At 43.4% G+C, this 21850-nt stretch carries 17 protein-coding genes and 1 pseudogene; 11 read left to right on the top strand and 7 right to left on the bottom strand.

Going from position 1 to position 21850, the window contains the following annotated elements; genetic code table 11:
- Window positions 1-196 precede the first annotated feature (196 nt).
- Window positions 197-877: a hypothetical protein gene (locus BTO10_RS16290; RefSeq protein WP_105025244.1), complete on the top strand. Its 681-nt coding sequence runs from the start codon at window positions 197-199 to the stop codon at window positions 875-877.
- Between the two features lie 98 nt (window positions 878-975).
- The gene (locus BTO10_RS16285) at window positions 976-1176 is read left to right on the top strand and encodes a DUF4250 domain-containing protein (protein WP_004741624.1); all 201 of its coding nucleotides are present in this window, start codon (window positions 976-978) and stop codon (window positions 1174-1176) included.
- Window positions 1177-1294: 118 nt separating this feature from the next.
- On the opposite strand, the gene BTO10_RS16280 is transcribed toward BTO10_RS16285, so the two are convergent.
- A complete protein-coding gene (locus BTO10_RS16280; RefSeq protein ID WP_008219852.1) occupies window positions 1295-2206 on the bottom strand; it encodes a LysR substrate-binding domain-containing protein in 912 nt (303 codons plus the stop codon).
- Between the two features lie 281 nt (window positions 2207-2487).
- Between BTO10_RS16280 and metE the strand changes: the two are divergent.
- Window positions 2488-4799: pseudogene (gene metE, locus BTO10_RS16275) on the top strand (5-methyltetrahydropteroyltriglutamate--homocysteine S-methyltransferase).
- Window positions 4800-4881: 82 nt separating this feature from the next.
- Here the strand turns inward: metE and gspS2 are convergent.
- The 5 genes from gspS2 to BTO10_RS16250 form a co-directional block, all read right to left on the bottom strand.
- Window positions 4882-5277, bottom strand: a complete 396-nt coding sequence (gene gspS2 / locus BTO10_RS16270; protein WP_105025243.1) for a GspS/AspS pilotin family protein — start codon at window positions 5275-5277, stop codon at window positions 4882-4884.
- Window position 5278: 1 nt separating this feature from the next.
- Complete coding sequence (locus BTO10_RS16265; RefSeq protein ID WP_105025242.1) at window positions 5279-5575, bottom strand: YciI family protein; 297 nt, start codon at window positions 5573-5575, stop codon at window positions 5279-5281.
- 196 nt (window positions 5576-5771) lie between these two features.
- Window positions 5772-6170, bottom strand: coding sequence for an acyl-CoA thioester hydrolase YciA (gene yciA, locus BTO10_RS16260; RefSeq protein ID WP_004741235.1), 399 nt, complete (start codon window positions 6168-6170; stop codon window positions 5772-5774).
- Between the two features lie 262 nt (window positions 6171-6432).
- The gene (locus BTO10_RS16255; RefSeq protein WP_105025241.1) at window positions 6433-7014 is read right to left on the bottom strand and encodes a septation protein A; all 582 of its coding nucleotides are present in this window, start codon (window positions 7012-7014) and stop codon (window positions 6433-6435) included.
- Between the two features lie 109 nt (window positions 7015-7123).
- Window positions 7124-7372, bottom strand: coding sequence for a hypothetical protein (locus BTO10_RS16250; protein WP_105025240.1), 249 nt, complete (start codon window positions 7370-7372; stop codon window positions 7124-7126).
- A 545-nt stretch (window positions 7373-7917) separates the two neighbouring features.
- On the opposite strand from BTO10_RS16250, the gene BTO10_RS16245 reads away from it, so the two are divergent.
- The 6 genes from BTO10_RS16245 (at window position 7918) to BTO10_RS16220 (ending at window position 17698) form a co-directional block, all read left to right on the top strand.
- Window positions 7918-12192, top strand: a complete 4275-nt coding sequence (locus BTO10_RS16245) for an ATP-binding protein (protein WP_105025239.1) — start codon at window positions 7918-7920, stop codon at window positions 12190-12192.
- A 14-nt stretch (window positions 12193-12206) separates the two neighbouring features.
- Entirely contained in the window at window positions 12207-13403 is a 1197-nt protein-coding gene (locus BTO10_RS16240) for an EAL domain-containing response regulator (RefSeq protein WP_105025238.1), read from the top strand.
- A gap of 116 nt (window positions 13404-13519) precedes the next feature.
- Entirely contained in the window at window positions 13520-15139 is a 1620-nt protein-coding gene (locus tag BTO10_RS16235; protein ID WP_105025237.1) for a methyl-accepting chemotaxis protein, read from the top strand.
- A gap of 12 nt (window positions 15140-15151) precedes the next feature.
- The gene (locus tag BTO10_RS16230; RefSeq protein WP_105025236.1) at window positions 15152-16402 is read left to right on the top strand and encodes a hypothetical protein; all 1251 of its coding nucleotides are present in this window, start codon (window positions 15152-15154) and stop codon (window positions 16400-16402) included.
- A gap of 11 nt (window positions 16403-16413) precedes the next feature.
- Window positions 16414-16809 (top strand): hypothetical protein, encoded by a 396-nt coding sequence (locus tag BTO10_RS16225; RefSeq protein ID WP_004741242.1) that lies wholly within the window; start codon window positions 16414-16416, stop codon window positions 16807-16809.
- A gap of 307 nt (window positions 16810-17116) precedes the next feature.
- Window positions 17117-17698, top strand: a complete 582-nt coding sequence (locus tag BTO10_RS16220) for a TetR/AcrR family transcriptional regulator (protein WP_105025235.1) — start codon at window positions 17117-17119, stop codon at window positions 17696-17698.
- 118 nt (window positions 17699-17816) lie between these two features.
- Here BTO10_RS16220 and BTO10_RS16215 read toward each other — a convergent pair whose 3' ends face one another.
- On the bottom strand, window positions 17817-19076 hold the full coding sequence (locus tag BTO10_RS16215) for a dicarboxylate/amino acid:cation symporter (RefSeq protein WP_105025234.1): 1260 nt from the start codon (window positions 19074-19076) through the stop codon (window positions 17817-17819).
- Between the two features lie 468 nt (window positions 19077-19544).
- On the opposite strand from BTO10_RS16215, the gene BTO10_RS16210 reads away from it, so the two are divergent.
- Window positions 19545-20951, top strand: a complete 1407-nt coding sequence (locus BTO10_RS16210) for an NfeD family protein (protein ID WP_105025233.1) — start codon at window positions 19545-19547, stop codon at window positions 20949-20951.
- A gap of 69 nt (window positions 20952-21020) precedes the next feature.
- Window positions 21021-21818, top strand: a complete 798-nt coding sequence (locus tag BTO10_RS16205; RefSeq protein WP_061032811.1) for a slipin family protein — start codon at window positions 21021-21023, stop codon at window positions 21816-21818.
- Window positions 21819-21850: the final 32 nt, after the last annotated feature.

Here is a 21850-nt window from a genome sequence, read left to right as displayed (position 1 = left end):
GCGCCCTGACTAGCCAGAAGAACATGCCCCTGTTAGTTTTGGTGTCTTTCGCCATTTTGCTGATAAAAACGACAAAAGAGTCAAACAACAGCATAGTTGAAGCCTTGAATAACGTCGCTAATTTGTGATTTTGATTAGTGTTCACAGCAGTTTTTGATATTATTCGCGAAAATAAGTCTAGATAAGTAGATCCACAATGGTCGAAACATTATTACTGCAATTTGCTCCAATGTTATTAGGAGCTCAACTGATCTTAACTCTGATTCTGGTAAAGGGTGATATTTGCCCGGGGCAACGTGGTCGTATCCACAAAATGCTACCAGCGATTGGCGTACTTTGGCTGGCCGTGGCTTCAGTCAAGGTCGAAGCGTTTCTTGTCGTGTTCGCAATCTTTTATTTCTATTCTCAAGTTCAGACTAAGAAAACACGTGATTCGGGCCCGATTTGGGTGATGTATTTAGCGTGTGGTTTAGCGCTGTCTTATGTTGCTATTCAAGCATTTGAGCAACCAACGGTGGTCGGCATTATTGCGACATTATTGTTGGTGGTTTTGTTAGGTGCGGCGTTTGCTCATCTATTGCTGACTATCGCAAGAACACGCTTGCAAGCGTTTCACCGTGTTTTGCCAGTTGTAGGGGTATTAACAGGAATGCTGGTAGTACTAGTGACGGTTGTGAACGTTTACTCACTTTCTGAAGCTCAGTTAGAACCTGTTATCTCAGCATTGTTGTTTAGCTTCGCACTACTTATCTCTTCAATCGTGGTGTGGTGTTGGCACCTATTGTTTGTTAAAACGCCAGAGAAGGTGCAACTTACGGTATCACTACTGATGTTGTTAGCTGCTGTCGTTGGCCTAACACCAATTTGGGCGCTGTAAGCATTTCTGTGAGTTAAGAAGTGTGATCTGTTTTTTAGCGTGGGGCGATTAAGCGTTCTAAACTTAATTCTAGTCAGAGTGTTCGTAAGGAGTACGAGATGGATTTAAGTAACGTCAAAAGCCTAGATAGTATTATCTTGCTGGGAATAGTGAATGAAAAACTGCGCTTAGAATGCGACAGTTTTGAAGAACTGATTAGCATGTATGAAATGGATATAGAAAGTGTCGTAGGTAAGCTCGATATGCTCGGCTATCAATACGATCCGCTGACGAACCAATTTAAGTCATACGCAAGATAATCTATGTTTCGCGAATGAACAGGTATCGCGAAACCAATGCTGCGGAATCTAAAAAGTCACAGATAATCTGTGACTTTTTTGTTTTTGTACTTCTGTATAGCTCTAATAGTTTATATAGCTAAACAACTTCAATTCCATCCAGGTGGCTCTTACTCTGCTGCCTTGCCGTGCTGAAGAATGCTTGCAGGTAACGCTTGTCTTTCTCTGAATTTCTCACCGCAGCAAACAGTCTTCTTGAAAGTCCTTTACCCAGCGGCTTACTAGCAATCAACCCTTGCCTTGAAAACTCACTGATTGCCCAGTTTGGTAAGGCTGCAACTCCTAACCCGGCTGATACCATTTGCACTAACATCAAGGTGTTGTCTGCTTGCTTCCATTTCTTCGGTTCAATACCTGCAGGTTGCAAGAAGTGTTTCACCACATCTAAACGCTGTTTTTGAACCGGGTAAGATAGCATTGTGAGATCGCTAAGATCTTGTGGATCAATGCTTGGCTTTTCAGCCAAAGGTGAGTTAATCGCCGTGATCAAACGCATCTCGAAATCGAAAAGTGGCTCATAGTGGATCTCAGAGCGAGGTTGAATATCTGAGGTGATCACCAGATCCAACTCGCCAGCCATTAACGCAGGTAGGGGCTCAAAGCCAAAACCGGACGAGAAATCGAGAGTCACGCTTGGCCAAGCAACTTGATACTCTTTCAAAGCAGGCATTAACCATTGAAAACAAGAGTGACACTCGATTGCCATATGCAGGCGACCATTCACGTCCTCTTTCAGGCTCGCGAGTTCATTCTCTGCTTTGGCGATTCTTGGTTGAATCTCATCAGCGAGTTTTAGCAAGATCTCACCCTCTGAGGTGAACTTTACTGGCCGAGTTTTGCGTAGGAACAACTGCCCACCAATACGCGCCTCTAGGTCCTTCAATTGATGAGAAAGCGCCGACTGAGTCAGGTGAAGAGAGGTCGCTGTTGCGGTGAGTGAACCGCTGTCTCTTAAGGTCGTCAATGTTCGCAGATGTTTAAGCTCTATCATGAGTATTCCTCATATTCCCTAAGCCAATTCAATATTTCTTAATAATCACCCTACGGGTTTTTTTATAATTTGTAAACGTCTAGATGTCCAGATGGATTTAATTAAATTAATCTCAGGCTGCTTGATGATGAATATTTTTAATAAACAAGATGAATATTTGGACGTTGTTCATTGAGCTGATTCGGTAGGTATTTTAGCCATCCAGACGCCTTTTGAGAAAGCGCAATTTTCAACAGGCAGTCTGAAAAGATACTAATAATTATTGAATAAGGAATCGGTTCATGACGACAACAACGCATATTCTTGGCTACCCACGTATCGGTGAAAAACGCGAACTCAAATTCACACTAGAGAAATACTGGCGTGGGGAAATTGATCAATCTGAACTCAAACAACTAGGCAGTGAGCTGAGAAATCGTAACTGGAATGTACAAGCTGATGCGAATCTTAGCTTTGCAACTGCGGGTGACTTCGCATGGTACGACAATGTACTGACAACGACTTTGCTTTTAGGGCACGTACCAAAGCGTCATGCTGGTGGTAGCGAAGAGGAGAAAGCTTTCCCTGATTTAGATATCTTGTTCCGAGTGGGGCGCGGGCAATCACAAGTTGAAGCCGCTTGTTGTGGTGGAAAACACGCCTCTGACGGCACGAAAAATGGTGCAGCGGCATCAGATATGACCAAGTGGTTCAATACCAACTATCACTACATCGTTCCTGAGTTCAGTAAAGATGACTCATTTGAGGTGAGCTGGCCTCAATTGTTTGATGAAGTGAATGAAGCCGTTCAAGCAGGGCATAAGGTGAAACCTGTCCTTCTTGGTCCACTTTCTTACTTGTACTTAGGGAAAGAGTTGGAAGAGGGATTTGATCGCTTAACCCTATTGTCTCGCTTGTTAACAGCCTATCAAGCGATTTTGGCTAAGCTAGCCAAGTTGGGCGTTGAGTGGGTTCAAATCGATGAGCCGATTCATTTAAATTGGCTTATCAAGTTATTCAAGGTGATGTGAAACTGTTATTAACCACGTACTTCGATTCGGTGACAGACACCTTAAATAAAATCGTCAAACTGCCTGTTAATGGATTGCATATTGATTTAGCTGCAGCGCCACAGCAGCTCGATGAAGTCTTGAGTCAATTACCGGAAGAGTGGGTGCTGTCTGCCGGTATCATTAATGGACGCAATGTCTGGCGAGCGGACTTGGCTACTCAGCTTGAGTTACTGCGACCAATAAAAGAGAGGCTAGGCGATAAGCTGTGGGTCGCAAGTTCATGTTCGCTGCTTCATAGTCCCGTTGATTTAGAGCTAGAAGATTCACTTAGCGAAGAAGTGAAGAGCTGGTTTGCTTTCGCTAAACAGAAAGTTACAGAGGTTAGCTTGTTGGGGGCGGCGCTAGATGGTGATCAAAATGCCATTTTAGCGTGCGAGACTTATAGCCAGCCGATTGTGGCTCGCAAGAGTGCCACTCATGTCAATAAGCCACAAGTACAGGCTCGCCTCAACACGATTACTAAAGCACTAGCCGATCGTAGTGCCCCTTACCCAGAGCGAGCTGTACATCAGTCGGAAGTTTTAGGTTTACCATTATTGCCAACGACTACGATTGGCTCTTTCCCACAAACTGGTGAGATACGTCTTCAACGCAGCGCTTATCGCAGCGGGAGTTTGAGTGAAGCGGAATACACGACTGCACTAAAAGGTCATATCGCCAATGCGGTGAAGCGTCAAGAAGCGCTTGATTTAGATGTGTTGGTGCATGGTGAAGCCGAACGTAATGACATGGTGGAGTACTTTGCAGAGAACTTAGCTGGTTTTCAAACCACAAAGTTTGGCTGGGTACAAAGCTACGGCTCTCGCTGCGTGAAACCTGCGATTGTGGTAGCGGATATTGAGCGTGAGAAACCGATGACGGTCGAGTGGTCGACTTATGCGCAATCACTGACTTCTAAGCAGATGAAAGGCATGCTGACTGGTCCTGTCACTATTTTGTGTTGGACGTTCCCGCGTGAAGATATCTCGCGTAAAGAAATCACGAATCAGTTAGCGTTTGCATTACGCGATGAGGTGTCTGATTTGCAAGAGGCAGGAATCAACATTATCCAAATCGATGAACCGGCTATCCGTGAAGGTTTGCCACTTAAAAAACGCGACCATGCAGAATATTTAGAGTGGGCGGTTAATGCCTTTAAGATCTCTGCGGCGAGTGCTAAGCCAGAGACTCAGATTCACACTCATATGTGTTATAGCGAGTTCAACGAAATTATTGATTCAGTGGCTGCACTGGACGCTGATGTGATTACTATTGAGACGTCTCGCTCGAACATGGAGCTGCTCAAAGCGTTTGAAGAGTTCAACTACCCGAATGCGATCGGCCCAGGTGTTTATGATATTCATTCACCAAACATCCCATCGCAAGAGTGGATTATTAGCCTGCTTAAGAAAGCGGCGGAAAAAATACCAGCCGAACGCTTATGGGCAAACCCAGATTGTGGTCTTAAAACTCGTAACTGGGCTGAGACTGAAGCGGCGTTGACTAATCTTGTCTCAGCAACCAAAACACTACGCAAAGAGTGGGAATCTGTTGAGGCATAGCTCAGTCTAGGATTTTGATTGTTCAATAAAACAAAGGCCTCGCAAATACGAGGCCTTTTAATTTTATGTTTGAATCTCGAATCTAGCTGTCGGTTTGACACGTATCTTTGCTGATAAGCTTCTCGACCATCAGTTGTCCGCGTGTATTGCGAATCTTGATGTTGTAAGCCAAGCCCATATCTAGGTTTGCTCTTACCTCTGAGTTGGTGCAGTAGCTATTCACACTCATATCGACAACTTGGTTTAAAGGCTTAGCACCTTTAGCATCTTGGTTGTAAATCATCATGATTTCGATCACGGTGTTTTTAGCCAGCACTCGCATAACAGACAGTGGGCCATACTCAATTGGCAGGCCAGCAGATAACACGCCAGCACGGTGCTGCGCCATCATCTCGAGTTGTCTTTGTTGGTCTTGCTCACTTGAAGCACAGCCTGCAAGCAGAACTGCCGCCAGTGAGCTAATAATCCATTTTTTCACGTTAAAATACTTTCTTGAATGGTTTTACGATGACATTTTGGTAGACGCCTGCATCAATGTACGGGTCTGCGTCTGCCCACGCCTGTGCGTCTTCTAAAGAGTTAAACTCAGCGATTACTGTTGAGCCTGTGAAACCAGCTTCGCCTGGGTCATCTGAATCAATCGCTGGCATTGGGCCCGCTGTTAATAGTCGGCCTTCATCGTGAAGTGTTTGTAGACGTTCTAGGTGTTGTGGGCGAACACTGAGGCGTTTTTCTAATGAATTTTCGACATCTTGAGAGAAAATCACGTACCACATATTGGCATATCCTTATTTTACTTCACTGAATTGGGGAGATTATAAAATAGCTATATTGCTAATTTACGCGAACTAATTGGTATTGGAAGAGCTAATGATAAGAAATTGTGAATTGGTGCGAGAGACTTGTATGGTCTTTAGCGATTTCATTTGCTGAAACTAAAGACCACAGATACGTATGACTTAGTGAAAAGTACTATTTCTTGATGGTTCGAGGCTTGCCACTTTCATCAACGGCTACGTAGTTGAATGTTGCACCACATACCTTGTAGCGGTCGCCAATGCCGTGATCCAGAACCGGTTTCACCCATACTTCCAAGTCGATATTCATCGAGCTACGACCAATCTTAGTGCAATCGCCATACACACACACCACATCGCCAACCGATACCGGCTGTTTGAATTCAATGCTTGATACTGACACGGTAACTATCTTGCCGTTAGAGATCTCTTTGGCCAAGATGCCGCCGGCTAGGTCGAGCTGAGACATTATCCAACCACCGAAGATTTGACCTGCTGCATTGGTATCAGAAGGCATCGCTAATGTGCGAAGAAGTAGGGAACCAATTGGGTTCAAAGTTGATTGAATCGTCATTGTTGTACTCTTGGTGGTATTGATTATCTAAATAAAACAGAAGTGTTGTTGGTGAAGCGCATTTGCAAATGAGCGCAATGAACAACAGAGATCAGATAGCCAATGATTTAGTGCGATTTACATTAAATAATAGGCTTTATTTTGACCAGTTTCCGCAACACAAAAAAGCCAACGGCCAATGATCACGAGTATCATTGGCCGCTAGGCATAGCATATTGACAATAATTGTAACAAAAACGGAATGAGGACTCACCCCTTGGGGTTACTTCTCGTCATTGTTTTTATCAGTTAGCTCTTGTTGATCTTTTGGGAGCTGTTGATCTTTTGGTAAATGCTTATAGATGTAGACACCCGTAAGCAGCGTGAATAGTAATGTTGCTATTAGCAGGCCAAACACCTTGAAGTTAACCCACACATCCAATGGTAGGTTAAAAGCCACATAGACGTTGATGATTGCGCACAGGGTGAAGAATAGTGTCCATGCCCAGTTGATCTTGCCCCACACCGCATCCGGAAGTGTGATCTCTTTGCCCAACATGCCTTTAATCGCAGGTTTCCCCATTAGGTGACTTGCGGTTAGGCCAATAGCAAATAAGGCATAAACGATCGTTACTTTCCATTTTATGAAGTTGTCGTCGTGTAAGAAGATGGTCATGCCACCAAATACCGCGACCATCAGAAACGTTATCACCTGCATTTTTTCTACTTTTTTGTAGATGAAGTACGTCAAAACGATTTGAAGTGCAGAAGCGACAATCAATGCCCCAGTAGCTGTATAGATGTCGTACATCTTGTAGAGCGCGAAGAAAATGATGAGAGGGATGAAATCAAGAATTTGTTTCATGTGGACTGAATATTCGGTTAGTTGAGTTACCGACAGTCTAACCAAAATTGCCTCGATGCTAAATAGCCCGAGACAATTGGGTGCTATACTGACGATGTTTGGCTGCAATTCAACGGGATGGCGTTGTTTGGTATCTAGGAATTAGCTTTTTGATGTCTTCGAGATAGCCTTCACTTTTCAGGTTATCTAAGGTGTTTTCTAATTCTTGTTCACTCATCGCGAAACAGGTTGATTTTCCTGTCGTAAGGTCAAGATACTCATGATATTCGCGTTCAGTAAAGTGGCCAACTCTGTCCATTAATAGGGTTTTAATTCCGTGGTGAATTAAGCCGTAATACGTATGTCTTTGTAAGGTCATAGCCTATTCTCCGTGAGAGGCTGCAGTGATAAGAATTGATGCAACCTGCTGTATATTGGTTGGGTTATCTATGACAAAGCAATTCAAATGCCATTTTGTCTAGTATTCCTGAACATTTTCCGTGTCGGATTGAAATAATCATTCTTTCAATCAGTTAAATGAAAGTGCTTTCTGCTGTCACTGAGACAATACGTAGCTATTGGATAATAGTTCTATTTTGAGAGGCAATTTTCTCCTTCAATTTGAGAATTAATGTGCTGTTGTTGAGTCAAACTGATTCGTTCTCATATCGAAAAGCGTTTGTTTTATTGGTGTTAGGCTTGGTAATTAGACTATCGAGATTTGATTCATGCGCCAGCTGGAGAGTTTCAATTTGAGAAATTAATGAGGGTCGGAGAGTTTTTATATCGGTATGCGAAAACTCTTGCTGGTTGGGTGTGTGGTTAGCTTATTAAACAGTATCCATATTTTGTTTAACGCTACTTGCTGAATGGCTGTTAAGTTGACGCTATAAAGTACGCTGCTGCTATAACGTCAGGTTTATCATGTACCGTATCTTTTTCTTTCAATTATTTTCTTTGATTACATTGGTGTTTTTCGCATCACAAAAAGCACAAGCTGATGAATCAATTCAACTAGGAATTCAAATCTCAGATTTTGCTCCTTATGCTCAATCGCAACAAAGAGAGGTTTCGGGTTTATTGCCGGACTTAGTTGATTTCTACGTGAAAGATGGACTCGATGGTGTAGAGTTTGTTGGTTACCAGTCACCGTCTGAACTCAACAATATGCTAAAAACGGGTGACGTGGACGCCATTATTACTGCAGAGCAAAATGTTTCAAGTGGTGGCGTTATCTACTCGAAACCGATCTTGTCGAGCCGAATGATCAGTTTGAGCAGTGAACCTATTGAGAGTCATTTGCTCATGAAAGGACGCAAGCTTGCTTACTTTGAAAACTCAAGCAATGCATCGTCTGTGAAGTCCTTACTTCCGTTTTCTTCATTTGAATCATACTCATCATATCAGGATGCGATAGCCGCTGTTGCACGAGAGAAAGTGCTCGCAATTGTGGATGACAGTGTGCTGTTACACAGTAAGCTGATGAATAGCCCCTATGACGCATCGCTGTCTGTGAATTTACATGATGGCTTGCCTCTGAATAACTACGTTATTGCTCTACTTGATACTCCTGAAAACAGGAAGCTATTGAACATCATCAATACTTCAATTAACCAAGATAAGCCTAATCAAATCGTTAGTATTCATAAGAAATGGTTAAATGAAATACAAAGGCGTCTATTACTGGTTGTTAGTAAAAACAAATTGTTATTGACGGAAAAAGAGCAGCAATACCTATCACTGAACCCCAATATCTATGTGTCGTACATTCGAGACTCTAAGCCTATTTCATTTGTGAACAGTGAAGGGCAGCCTGATGGTATCTCTATTGATATCTTGAATGAGATCTCTCGACTTACTGGTTTAAATTTCATTTTTGAAAATGACTTCGGTATCGAAGGAAACGACTTACATACGGTTTCTCTACCCCTGATCCATACTAAAGCGACTCCCTTTGCAGGTGTGGACGATCGTCACCTTTACTCGAAACCTTTTATGGTTGAGCCGTGGGCGCTGATTGGTAAAAGCAACAGTAACAAGGTCGATGTGTTTGGTGAGCTTTCTCAGAACGCGATTATCGGTACTACTGACGATAGCGTTGGCGCCCAATTGGCCAAGCGTTATTGCGAAGCTTGCCCAATAAAAAAGTATGACTCGGTTGAACAAGTATTAGAGGCGGTTGATAAAGGGCAAGTTGACTCTGCAATGCTCTCTTTATATCTCGCATCACCGCTTCTTCAAGGACAGTATTCAGGCTACTTGCGAGTAATTAGCCTGTTGTCAAAAGACAATGATGTTCCTGTCGCTTACAGCGTGGAAGCTAATCAAGAGATATTAGGAAACATCATCAATAAAGCGCTTTTTGCGATTCCACATCATAAATTCCAACAAATTAAAAAGAATTGGTTAGATGTTTCTTACGAATCTGGAGTTGACACTAAAGATGTGATTCTGGGTGCTGCCATTCTTATTTCTGTCGCATCAGTTCTTATCATGGCGATCATGGCATGGAGCTGGAAATTAAGCCGTGAGGTTGAGGACCGTAAGCGTGCTGAGTCTGCGTTGAAGCATCAAGTCGAGTTCGAGCGTTCACTACTTAACGCAATGCCGTTTCCAATTGTGGTACGTGATCTAGATAACCAACTTGTGAGTTTCAACAGTGTGGCTAGGGCACTTAAGGATTTTGACTTAATAGAAGAAGCAATCATTAATAATCCAGACGAAGACGCTATGATCCACAAAGGGAATGTTTTGCCTCGTTTGGAAAAAGAGGTGGTCTCGCCATTTGGCAGTAAGCATTACGCATACTGGAAGTGCCCGTACATTTCCAATGGAAGTATCGAAGGTTCTGTAACGATTCTCGATGATTTGACTGAATTGTATGAAGCGAAAAAAATTGCTAAAAGTGCGGATGACCGCATCCAAAAACTCGCGAACAATTTACACGGTGCGGTGATACAACATATCCAGCCTAAGCGAAGCTTACACGATATCGAATTCGTGTTTATCAGTAATGGGATCGAAGAACTTCTTGGGCTGACGCCATCTCAACTACGCCGATCTCCAACGAGCTTCTTTGCGCCGTTAAATGCGAAAGATCGCCGTACTCTGATTCGAAAAATACGTTGTGGCAACAAAGATGGCAAATTGAGTCTGGATATTGGCGTTAATATCGATAACCAGAATCGCTGGCTTAACTTACAAAGCAAAATATCCGATCGTGGTGATTACTACGAATGGGACTCTGTACTGACGGATATTACCGAGCTAAAGCAGCAGCAAGAAGAGCTCACTCAGGCAAGGCAGAGTGCGATTGCTGCTACCGAAGCGAAATCGAGATTTCTAGCTAACATGAGTCATGAGATCCGAACGCCTCTTGGTGGCATTGTGAGTTTGTTAGAGCTTTCTGAGCAGTATGAAGTGGGGCATGAAGTACAAAAGATTCATACAACGCTAAGCCAGTCCGCTAATAACCTATTGCACATCGTTAACGATATCCTTGATTTCTCAAAAATTGAGGCAGGTAAGCTGACTTTGGATTACCAGTCTGCAAGTCTGGATACCTTGACTCTTAGAGTCACTCAACTGCAAGCAAGGCAGGCGCATGCCAAAGGGTTGCAGTTCAAGTTCTGGCTAGACCCTGAATTAAAAGATTCGGTACTGATGGACGACATCCGTCTCGGCCAAGTACTGAACAACCTGTTGAGTAATGCGATTAAATTTACTGAGCATGGAACAGTTGGCTTAACGACGAAGTTAGTCAGTCAAAACGATGGCCACCAACAAGTCTGTTTTGAAGTTTTCGATAGCGGAATCGGCATTAGCGAAGAGCATATTCGAAATCTATTTAGACCGTTCGTGCAGGCCGATGAAGGTACCACGAGAAAATACGGAGGCTCTGGCCTTGGGTTAACTATCTCAAAGCAATTGATCGAGCAAATGGGCGGGACGCTGAACGTGACAAGTAAGGTGAACTTAGGCTCAACATTTACTATCTCGGTACCTCTGACATCACTTGATGATAACCAGTATCAAGATATGGCAGGTAAAGTCGCTCTGCTCACCAAAACCTTCATGCAGCATCAAGAGTTGGATAGCTACCTGACATCTTGGGGTATTAAGGTGATTACAAAAAGCGTGCAAACCACGAAAGAGTTAGCGCATTGGGTCGAGACCATTGAGCCTGGCTTTGTGTTCGTCCCTCATGAGCTTGCTCAGAGTATTGATTCTCCTGACGAGAGCGTGAATTTTATCTGTCTAAGCGAACATGGAATGCTTTCACCTGCACCTTGTAAGTTAGGTTGGAATTTATCGGCGAACCCATTACTGCCTTCACAGCTGAGACACTGCTTAAGCAATAATCCAACCTTTATCGAAGAAGTGGTAAAGGAAGAAAACAACTTACGATTAAGCACCGAATCACGCGAATCGGCGATGGAAAATAATAGGCTGATACTGATTGCGGAAGATCACCCAATCAACCAACAGATCATTATTAAGCAGATCGAGCAACTAGGCTTTCATGCCGATATGGTGGACAACGGTAGAGAAGCGCTAGCGGCGCTCGATAAGCAGGACTATGGCTTACTTATCACAGACTGTCATATGCCTGAGGTGGATGGCTATGAGCTAACGAAACAGATTCGTTCGAAAGAGCAAAGTCAGAATATACCTCGATTGCCTATCATTGCACTGACAGCAAACGCTGTTAAGGGTGAAAACGACAAATGTTTTGAGATTGGTATGGATGACTTTTTGTCTAAGCCTACCAAGCTCAAAGTGATTGGTGACACGATCAACAAGCATCTTATGAAAGGCAAACCGGTTGTTGGCCAGTTAGCCGCCAACGATGCGAACGTTGAACCTAGCCTTGCGCCTATTGATATTCAAAACCTAATGGAGTTATTTGGGAATCAGGACCTTATCGATCAGATCATCAAGGATTTTATTCAGAGTCACTGCTCAGACTTACCTTTGTTACTCGCTGCATGTGAGAGCGAGAGTCTCGATGAGATCAAACAAGTTGCCCATAAAATGAAAGGTGCAGCGAAGATGGTTGGCAGTACTGAGATGGCTGACCAACTGCAACAGCTAGAAGACGCCTCTGCAAATCAAAGAGGTGGGTACTTAGAGTATTTCCATAAAGTAGAGCGACTAACGCAGAAGTTACAAAGCTTCTACTACAAGTATGCTCAATAGGCTGAGGGAACACTATGGATCAAAATATTGTTGTAATCGAAGACCACCCCTTTCAGTTGAATGTCATGACCATGGTATTGACTAGCTTGAGTGTCGGTAAGGTTCATTCTTTCGAGTGTGGGTGTAAGGCGTTAGACCACATTGAACAGTCTTCGGTCGACCTAATATTGTGTGACCTCAATATGCCAATGATAGACGGGATCGAATTGCTAAAACGGTTAGCTAATTTGAACTTCAAGGGCAATATCATCATAACGAGTGCTGAAAACCAAACCGTGCTCGATGCCGCTAGTAAAATGTGCAAGGCATTTAATCTCAATTTATTGGGTGTGTTAGAAAAGCCGATTGATCGTTCCCGGCTACTAGAGTTGGTAAGTAGGGATACTAAAAAACCAGAGTCGGCTTCAAGTTCAAATCGAGATATCGTGATTACTGATGAGGACATCGTTAAGGCTGTCGAGAATCATGAGATGGTTTTGCACTATCAACCTATCGTCTGTATTCACACGGGAGAATGGAAGGAAAGTGAATCTTTGATTCGTTGGCAGCATCCCCACTATGGTGTCCTCAGTCCATTTTTCTTTTTGACACGTCTCATTGATTCAGGGTTAATGCTGAATGTATTGAAGCAGTTACTTGAGCAAGCGATTAACGATCAACGCTTCCTATGTAGCAGAAGGTTTATTTTGAACTTAACAGCGAAAGATATGATCGACGGTGAAATTGTCGATCATATCTTTAAGCTTATCGATAACGGTAGATTAGATGTTGAGCAGATCAAGCTGGAGTTAACGGAGTCCGATCTCGTTGAAAGTGTTGCGCTTGCTTTGGCCTCTACAACAAGAATATGTATGCGTGGTATCCCTCTCGCGATTGACGATTTCGGAACGGGTTACTCCTCACTGAAACAACTTGAGGACCTGCCATTTTCTGCATTGAAACTGGATATCGACTTCGTTAAAAACATCCAGCAAAGCCGCTCTAGTCGAGCAATTGTGAGAGCTTCACTTTACCTCGCTAAATTGTTGGATTTAACGACTGTCGCAGAGGGCATTGAAGATATATCAATATGGAAAGATATACGTTCAATGAGTAATAAAGACACACTGGCTCAAGGGTATTTTATTGCACGTCCGATGCCAGCAGATCAACTGCCTGAGTGGAAAAGTAGCTGGGAAAAGAAAATAACCGAATTCAATTTACTGGCGTAGAGATAATAGGGGAGCCATTTAAACATAAAGTGATGTCTGTTTAGTGAATGTGCTCACCGATAAAAGTGAACTGGCGGTAACATTATTATCAATTTGCGCTAATTCAATAGAACCTTATGCTACTGTCTCGTTATATCAATATAAAAGTACAATTCGTCGTTCTTTTATCTATTATCTCGCTCAGTTTAGCGGCGATAATAACCATTAATGTTTTTATTCACCGCGATAATAGCCAAAGACTAACTCAGTTAGAATTAAGTTATTACCCTGCATTAGAGCACGCCACTAAAATTCACTCGCTGCTGCCCAATGTTCAACAGCAGTTTGAAGCTGCTGTGATCATGGAAGATGAGCAGGCTCTCGACTATGCGCGCCAAATATCCTCTGAACTTCAAGTTGAAGCGAGTAAAGGTGCCAATGTATTACCTTCACAGGCACAAGCATTCAACAAACTGTCGAGCTCGCTAAAAAAGTACGCGGATTCCGCATACGCGTTAAGTCTAGATTTTATTAACCTGAATGACTCTTTCGAGAGCCTGACAGCAAGATCGAATACGCTCACTGCCGAATATGATTCATTACTTGCGGCAAGTGAAACACTTCGCTCATCAGCGAGTCAAAATGTAGTAAACACCATATTGCATTCAGAGAATGCCGCAAACGATGCTGCTCAGCAGTCAATCTGGCTTGGCGTTTTCTTTGTCTTGTCTGTCTTTATCGTGGGCTATGCGATTTTCAAATCTGTTATCAGTTCAATCCTGCTTGTTACTGAGAAGATGCAAGCGATCGCAACGGGAGATGGTGATTTAACCGTTCGCATCGATTATTCCGGCAAAGATGAAATAGCAACCTTAGTACAAAGCGTTAATCAGTTCATTGAGAAGCTTCAAGGGATCATTGCAAGCACGTTAAGCATTGGGCAAGAACTTGAGGTTGTAAGTGACAAAATCCGTACTGAGTCCAACCAAACTCTAGCGTTGAACAGCACCCAGCGTGATCACATCGAAGAAGTGACTGACGCCGTTAACAATATCATTGCTCTTATTGAGCAAGTCGTTGGCTTTGCATCACATGCAGACTCGCAAGCTCAGAAGGCGAATACCAGTGCTCAAACGGGTACCCAAGTGGTGCTGAAAACAAGCCAAGAGATAGAAGAACTAGCGAGCAATATTCGTGATACCGCAACCAAATTGAAAGAGCTGGACAAGAATGCGAGCAACGTTGGTTCAATTTTAAGCACGATTCAAAGCGTTGCCGAGCAAACCAATCTATTGGCCCTAAACGCGGCGATTGAAGCAGCTCGAGCAGGAGAGCATGGGCGCGGCTTTGCGGTCGTTTCTGATGAGGTTCGTGTACTCGCAAATAACACCCAACAATCAGCCACTGAGATTAATGCCTTACTCGGTGAGCTTAAGTCGGGTTCGAATGCGGCGGTAGGTGCGATGGACCAAGGTCTCGCAAGCTCCTCTCAAGCGGTTGGGGATGCACAAAATGCCGGTGATTACCTATTAGAAATTAGCGGCCAGGTCGAAGAAATTACTGAGCTGAACCGTCAGATAGCGAGTACGACAGAGCATCAAGCTCACGCTTCAAAACAAATTCATACCCATATGGACGATTTTAGACAGTGCTCTCACCAAGTGTCTCAGTCTACCGATCAACTAGAAGCTCTGAGCCACCAGTTGAGTGGCATCGTGACAGAGCTGAGTAAATCAACATCACAATTCAAAGTATAACGGAGAACAATAATGACTAACTCCCCATTTCGCTTATTGCCTGTAGCAGTGGCGCTTGCGGCATCGTTTGCTGCACATGCTTCAGATGAGCAAAAATTGGCCGAGCTAGAGAAAAAGGTCGCTATCCTTGAAGCGAAAGAGCAAAACTCAATTGCTGATAAATTTAGTTTCAATGGTTTTGCATCTTTGAACATGCAGCTGGGTAATCAAAACCACGGCTTCATGAAGTCGGAGAATAAAGTACGTTTTGATGAAGGTTCTTTGTTTGGTTTACAAGGTGAGTTCGAAGTTAATGAGTCAACTTCAGCCGTTGTTCAGATGGTTGCTCGTGGTAATAAAAAAGAGAACTGGTCTCCAGATATTGAGTGGGTATTCTTAAGCCACAAAGTGACGCCGAACTTAACGGTTCGTGGTGGTAAATTACGTTTACCACTGTTCATGTACTCTGATTATCTAGAAGTGGGTTACGCACAAGTTGGTGTACGAGTACCTAATGAAGTGTACGGTTCAGTAGTGCTTACTTCTCTAACGGGTGGTGACTTCATTTATGATGTGGAGCTAGATGACAGCACTCTTTCATTCCAAGGCTTTGCCGGTTCACAGAAGCTGTCGGCATCAAAGCATAGCTACGATGCTGATACACAGTTTGATGATATTGCTGGTGGTGTAGTTAACTGGACTGATGATACTTGGACACTACGTGCTGTTTACGCACAGTCTGTGATCAGCTCTTCAACTAACTGGAATGTAAACAGTAAGCCTGTATTGAATTCAACGTTTGATGACGAGAAAGCGAAGTTTTACGGTGTTGGTGGTCGATACGAAAACGGCAACCTAATGCTGGTTTCAGAGGTGACACGCACAACCGTTGAAGGGTTCTACTACGATGTGGATGCAGCATACCTAAAAGCAGCATACCGTCTAGATGAAGTAACGCCTTACATTACCGTGTCACACATGGAAACGCAGGACGATGACGAGCGAAATGCAGAAGCAAACCGTCAGCTTACAAATGTACTTCAAAACCCAACCAGTGCGTCTGCGAAGTACGCATACGGTTCAGCAAAAGCATTGGCTGATAAGCTAAACACACAGCGCACAACATACAGCATTGGTGCTCGTTGGGACTTCCTACCGAATATTGCGCTAAAAGGTGATATTAGTTACCTAACTGGCTTTGGTTCAACGAATGGTGGTGTAGCGTCGGAATATAAGAACGACGATAACATTTTGTACACTGTAAAAGTTGATGCGGTATTTTAAGGAAGAGAATCATGTTGAAAAAAACATTAGTAGCCGCTGCTCTTCTTAGCAGCATGAACGCATTCGCTGGCCTAGTTGTAGTTGGCAACCCTGCTATGTCTGAGCTTGATGCTTCAACGGTTAAGAAGTTGTACCTAGGAAAAGCGAAGTCACTACAAATTGAAGCGGTTGATTTGGAAGACGGACACCCAAAGAAAGGTGAATTTCACCAAGCTATCACTCAAAAAACCGAAGCGCAGTTGCAAGCATATTGGGCAAAACGCGTATTCACGGGTAAAGGTCAACCACCTAAGGCTGTTGGTCAGGAGAGCCTAGCAAAAGACATGGTTGCTAGCTCGACAAATACGATTGCTTATATCGATGAATCTTTAGTCGATAGTTCAGTTAAAGTGATTTTAAAACTTTAATTTTATATGTGGCGCTCAATATGAGCGCCACTCTTACATTGGCTTACGTTTAAGCTGATCGTCCTTACATTTAAGATGGCTAGCCTTACTTAACCCTTACATGACATTGCTTAGCTATATGTTATTGTTTCTTAGAGAAATTATTCAGTTTGATTTTAATTATATTATTTAAAACACACATTAAATTTAGATTTCTAAGTTTTGATTATCTAACGGTGTAATTAATGTGTGTTTTTTCATATTGAGATTGTTTCTTAGAGTTATAAAATGTGTGGTAAATGTAAACAAGCGGGTGGGATACAATCTGATGCCAAAAGAAAAAAGAGAAGAAATATTAAGTGCAGCAGAAAAGTTATTTATTTCTCAGCCTTATAATAAAGTATCAATTCGCTCTATTGCCAAATCTGCAGGGGTAAGTCCTGCTTTAATTCTTTATTACTTCAATAATAAAGAACAGCTTTTTGACCAGCTCATTGAAGAGCATACAAATCGATTTAAGGAACAGTTTTCAAAATATCAAAGAGTGGAAGGGGTACAGCTACAACAGTTAATCTCAGAGCTTATTGAGTTTTGGGAAAGCGCGCCAAATATATTTTTATTATTCACCCTTGGTGGTAACTCTTTTAATCACGACAATGTGCAAAGGTTAAAAGAATCTAAGTTCGGTTTCATCTATCATAAAACTCTTGAAAACCTCCTTTATTTAGTAGATGGCTGTAACGAATCCAACTTTCATTATTATCAGATGCTGGTAAGTTCACTGGTTTCTCAGCCTTACTTAGAAACAAGACAGCAAAAATACAATTCTGAGAGTTCGACATTTAACTTGATACACTATCAAGAAGTTATCGCGAGCTTGTTTAAGAAAGAAAATAGCTACGCATACTGAGCGGTATGTAGATCATCAAAAGACTGAAGCCTACGAATTTAGCTCAGCAATGGCCTTATCTTGAAACGTAAAAAAGCCACTCATAGAGTGGCTTTTCGTTTTCCGATGTAATCGAAATTTATGCTTGTTGTTTTTGTAGCTCGGCTTCTTTCGCTTCGTCTTCAATTAGAGAGTCAACGATAACTGCACATGCAGCATCACCAGTGATGTTCAGTGCTGTACGAATCATGTCGAAGATACGGTCTAGAGCGAACAACAGAGGTAGACCTTCGATAGGGATACCAGCCGCCAGAAGAACAGCAACAACTAGGAAAGAAGGACCAGGAACACCTGCTTGACCAACAGCGCCTAGTGTTGATGTTACGATGATAGCAACGTAAGCACCCATAGATAGGTCGATGTTGAACAGCTGTGCGAAGAAGATAGCCACTAGGCCGTAGTAAATCGCGTTACCAGACATGTTGATCGTTGCACCTAGAGGTAGAACGAACGAAGCCGTAGAGTTGCGTACACCAAGCTCGTTTTCTACAGTGTCCATGGTAACAGGCAGGGTAGCCATTGAAGATGCTGTTGAAAGAGCAACCGCTTGAGGCTTCTTCATTGCAACTAGGAACTTCTTAGCTGAAGTCTTAGTGAAGACTTGAATCATTAGCGGGTAAGCAACAAAGCCGAAGATCAGAATAGCGGCGATGTAAACAACAAACAGCTTGAACACTACCATTAGTGCGCCAAAACCGAATGTACCTACTGCTTCAGCCATTAGGCCAAATACACCAAGTGGAGCGATGATCATTACTTTGTTGATCATCCAAACCATCGCGTCAACAATCGCATTTACGCCATTGATGATAGGCTCACGTTTTTCTTTCGCTTGCTTAGAAAGTGCAATACCAAAGAACAAGCAGAAAACTAGGATTTGCAGAATGTTTGCTTCGTTCAATGATTGGAAAACGTTGGTAGGGATCATGCCAGTGATGGTTGCCCAGAACGTTGGCAGTTCGCCTTTCGCAGCGTACTCAGAAGAGAACATGCCTTCTACGCCAGAAACATCGATACCACGACCTGGTTCGAATACTTCACCCATTACAAGCGCTAGCGCTACAGCAAGTGCAGACGTTAGTGCGAAGTAACCTAGGGTTGTGATACCAACCTTACCAGCAGATGAGCTATTACCTAGGCCCGCTGCACCTGAAATTAGGGCAACCGCAACTAGAGGGATAACCAGCATCTTGATCAAGTTGATGAAGATTGCACCCAGTGGAGCGAACATTGTTGCGCTGTCACCCATCATTGCACCGACTAGGGTACCGATGAACATTGCAATAACGACTTGAACGCCAATGTTGCTTAGTAAACTCTTTTCTTTTAACACTTCCATAACCTCTGTGCTACTAAATATAAAATTCCCAGAATTACTTACCAATGTACGTTGTACCATTGGATAAATATTTCGCGAGGAGTTTTACACGTATCCTTTACATTTATCAATATGAGCTGAGATGAAAGTGCGCCAAAAATTGTAGGTCCAACGTTATTTGGTGTTTTTTTATACCAAAGCAAACGTTTGCTTTGGTTTTTCTTAGACTGGTATTGGGTTGGTTTATAAATGTGTTGTGAGCGCGTGTTTTGTGAATAAATCTAGTTATTTGATGATGATAAACATCTGTTAACATTCTCTTTTCAAGTTGGAGCTTTTTTTGAGCAGGCAGAAGGTGGTGAACTTAAGCGAGTGTGTTGTGCGAAATTTAGCCTGAACTATGCTTAAGGTATCGATTTATTACCAAGATGTTACCTTTGCGCTTTAAATAAAACGTCTATCTAGCATCTCAGTTGTAAGGAGAGAGACATGACTTTTATTTTAAAGTACTTGTTCACATTTCTTCTGTTGTTCAGCTCGGTAAATGTTCAAGCCGATGATGTTTGGGTGATTGAGGTTAATGGAGGTATAGGCCCTGCAACCAGTGATTACCTAACAAGAGAGATAGAGCAAGCCCACAAAGAGCAAGCCAAGCTCATCATATTAAAAATGAACACGCCTGGAGGACTAGACTCTTCGATGCGTGACATCATTCGTGCCATTACCACTTCACCCATTCCGATTGCTACTTGGGTTGGACCAGCAGGTTCACGGGCGGCAAGTGCTGGGACTTATATCTTACTTGCTAGTCACATCGCCTCTATGGCTCCCGGGACAAATTTGGGGGCTGCCACTCCTGTGTCACTTGGCGGAGGGAAGGCGCCAACTAATCCGTTATCTCCTCAAGATGACGCCAATAATGATGATATCACCACAGATAATGAGCAAGGCTCAATGAAAGAAGAGAGCTCCGAGCAAGTAAAAGCCACTACCGCGATGGAGAAGAAGGTGATTAATGATGCTTCGGCTTACATTGTTGGCTTGGCTAAGCTTCACAACCGAAATGAAGAGTGGGCCGAAAAAGCGGTAAGAGAAGCGGCGAGTTTGGATTCCGAGAATGCCCTTGAGTTGAATGTGATTGATTTCATTGCCAGCGACTTGCAACAGTTGGTCGAAATGAGTAACGGCCGCACCATCATGATTAATGGCATCAATCAGGACATAGAACTCAATGACGTTGCATTTGTCGAGAGAGAACAAGATTGGCGCTTTAGTTTGCTCTCGGTGATCACCAATCCCAATGTCGCTTACATTCTCATGCTCATTGGTATCTACGGCTTGTTGCTTGAGTTTTATAACCCAGGTGTCGGCTTGCCAGGGGTGCTTGGTGGCATCTGTTTGGTATTGGCTATGTATTCCTTACAAATGTTGCCTGTGAGCTATGCAGGTCTCGCCCTCATTTTGCTCGGTATTGCCTTGATGGTCGCCGAAGCCTTTAGTCCGAGTTTTGGGATTTTCGGCTTGGGGGGCGTTGCTGCGTTTTCACTCGGTTCCATCATGTTGATGGACACTGAAGTACCAGGCTACCAAATCGCATTACCGCTAATTATCGGGATAAGTTTGTTCTCCGTTGCCTTTATCGTCGTAACACTCTCTATGTTAGCTCGAGTAAGAAGCAAGCCTGTGACCACTGGGATGGAAGCGGTGGTCGGTGAGACCGGTAAGGTGGTCAGCGGTTTTCCTGGCGCGGGTAGAGTGCTTGTTGCTGGCGAAATTTGGCAAGCCCAATGCACTAGTGAGCTGCAAGCCGGGCAGAGTATCAGAGTCACCAAGCTAACAGGACTTTCTTTAGATGTTGAAGCTCTTTCTGATGAGACATCATCGAAAACTGGTTAGTGCTTGATGAGAGGGTTAACTCGAAGAACTTATTCATTGTTGAGTCATCGTTACCATTAGGGGGCGGTTATGTTTATACACACTATAGGTATTGTCATCGTGCTGGTTGTCTTGCTGATAGCCAGTATGTTCAGAGTACTACGCGAGTACGAGCGTGCAGTAGTCTTCTTCCTTGGGCGCTTTTATGACGTGAAAGGGCCAGGGTTAATTATCATCATTCCTTTCATTCAACAAATGGTGCGAGTCGATCTACGAACCATTGTATTGGATGTTCCGACACAAGATTTGATCACCAGAGACAACGTGTCCGTGAAGGTTAACGCTGTGGTTTACTTCAGAGTGTTGGATCCTAAGATGGCGATCAATAATGTTGAGAATTATCTCGAGGCGACCAGTCAGCTTTCCCAAACCACACTGAGATCGGTTTTAGGTCAGCATGAGTTAGATGAACTGTTGTCTGAACGTGAGGAGCTCAACAGAGATCTCCAATCCATTCTTGATCAGCACACAGATAACTGGGGGATCAAGATCGCCAATGTTGAGATCAAGCATGTCGATCTGGACGACAGTATGGTGCGCGCTCTCGCTAAACAGGCGGAAGCCGAGCGTTCTCGCCGAGCTAAGGTGATTCATGCGACCGGTGAGCTTGAAGCATCCACCAAGCTGCGGGAAGCCGCAGATGTGCTAAACAAAGCGCCGAACGCCATCCAATTGCGTTATATGCAGACATTGACCGAAGTGGCGAATGAGCGTACCACCACCATCGTATTTCCCATGCCTGTCGATTTAGTGGATAAAATCACTGATCCAATAAAAGCGACGCTCAATGAGGCTGCGATTAAGAAAGCGATGAAATCCGATGATTAGCCAGGGTTTCTGGCTGCAATAAAAAAGGCGCC

It is taken from the genome of Vibrio chagasii, assembly GCF_002954585.1.
GTDB lineage: Bacteria > Pseudomonadota > Gammaproteobacteria > Enterobacterales > Vibrionaceae > Vibrio > Vibrio chagasii_A.
The sequence above is the reverse complement of the archived record's forward strand: the minus strand, read 5'-3'. Positions and strand labels throughout refer to the sequence as shown.